This is a genomic window from Stenotrophomonas sp. STEN018 (assembly GCF_056760235.1).
In genome coordinates, this window is record NZ_JBRREK010000132.1 from 1 (window position 1) to 1,371 (window position 1,371).

Annotated in this window: 2 protein-coding genes; both read right to left on the bottom strand. The window is 55.0% G+C overall.

All coding sequences use genetic code 11. From position 1 onward, the window contains the following. Positions 1–107: 107 nt before the first annotated feature. Positions 108–365, bottom strand: coding sequence for a hypothetical protein (locus ACVOMB_RS21015; RefSeq protein WP_481532928.1), 258 nt, complete (start codon positions 363–365; stop codon positions 108–110). A gap of 131 nt (positions 366–496) precedes the next feature. After that, positions 497–916: a hypothetical protein gene (locus ACVOMB_RS21020; protein ID WP_481532929.1), complete on the bottom strand. Its 420-nt coding sequence runs from the start codon at positions 914–916 to the stop codon at positions 497–499. Positions 917–1,371 lie beyond the last annotated feature (455 nt).

The window sequence follows — 1,371 nt, forward strand, 5'->3', positions numbered from 1 at the left end:
AGCGATAGGTGCTTCTGGGGCCTGGACGGGGCATTGGGATACTCCTGATCGTTAGGTCAGGGTGTCCACTAAAGCGAAGGAGCTACCGGTTCGGCTTGAATGAATTGTTAGACCGAGTCTGTGTCATCTGCAGCCTTATTGGGGTAGAAAACAAGGGTGCTGCCCTCACTTAGTGCTCCTTCGTAGAAGCCGGCAAAGCCTCGATACAGATCGGTGTTGAGAGCGTCGATCTGTAGCTTGCCAACGCGCATGTCCTCAATGTCTGTGAGGCCATACTTGCGGCACTCGGTTCCCGCTACCTTGAACTCGTATGAATCTGAATCTTGCCGCAAGAAGAGCATACATTTATGGACTGCATCCTTCATCGGGTGATCCCACGTGTACTCCGAGTCACCGCAGAATCTGCCTGTGAATCCGTAGATCATAACGACGGTCATAAGCGGCCTAACTCTGGAATTAAGCCGCGCCGCGAAGCGGCGTCGGCTTGAATGAATTGTTAGATGCCATCTGCGCGAGGGCGAAGTGTGGATACTAGCTCCGTAGCGAGCTGTTGCACTGTGGCAGGAGATGAGTCAATCAGAGGCCTCTCAAATCCGCACAGAACAGAGACTCGCAGATCTCCCAATGCACGCAATGTTTGGTTGTAGTAGGCAGTAGTCAGCGCTTTCTCGGCTACAGGAAATCTCTCGTCCTCGCTGAACATCCAGTCCATGTCATCCCACAAGAAGACAATGTCGTATCGAGGAAGGTTGCGGTATGCCTCAAACGCCTGCGTAATTGCACCACTTTGGATAAGGTCCTGAATGGTGGTGAGCTTATCCGCGACGTCCTTGCACCCAGATGACGCGAGGCGAGGAATGGTAGCGGCGCATAGAGCCACCGCGGCCTCTTCTTTGGACTTCAGGATGTTTGGCATGGCATCTAACTCTGGAATTAAGCCGACCCGCGAAGCGGGTTCGGCTTGAATGAACCGTTAGGCGGCTGCAGCCAATTGCATAACCCATGGCCAACGCTGCCCTGCTTGTACAACCTAACGCAAGCCGATCATGCCACAGCTCGCGGGATGGAGCTTGCCCAGGAAGCCTTGCCGAGCGTTGCCGCCGAAGTGCGATGAAATGATTGCGACTGGGCAGTGAGGCGTAAGACGAAGTGGCGAGCTGGCCGGTGCCAGGAACAGTTGGAACTGTTACCCGGAGTCGACCGGTGACTTGCCGATGTTGCTGCCGAAAGAAGAAAGGCCAGCCAAGCGAACACACCGCCGCCTAACTCTGGAATTAAGCCGACCCGCGAAGCGGGTTCGGCTTGAATGAACCGTTAGGCGGCTGCAGCCAATTGCATAACCCATGGCCAACGCTGCCCTGCTTGTACAAC

What these genes read in the sequence shown, in the direction of transcription:
- ACVOMB_RS21015 (WP_481532928.1), bottom strand. Translation starts at nt 365, where the DNA reads ATGAAGGATGCAGTCCATAAATGTATGCTCTTCTTGCGGCAAGATTCA.
- ACVOMB_RS21020 (WP_481532929.1), bottom strand. Translation starts at nt 916, where the DNA reads ATGCCAAACATCCTGAAGTCCAAAGAAGAGGCCGCGGTGGCTCTATGC.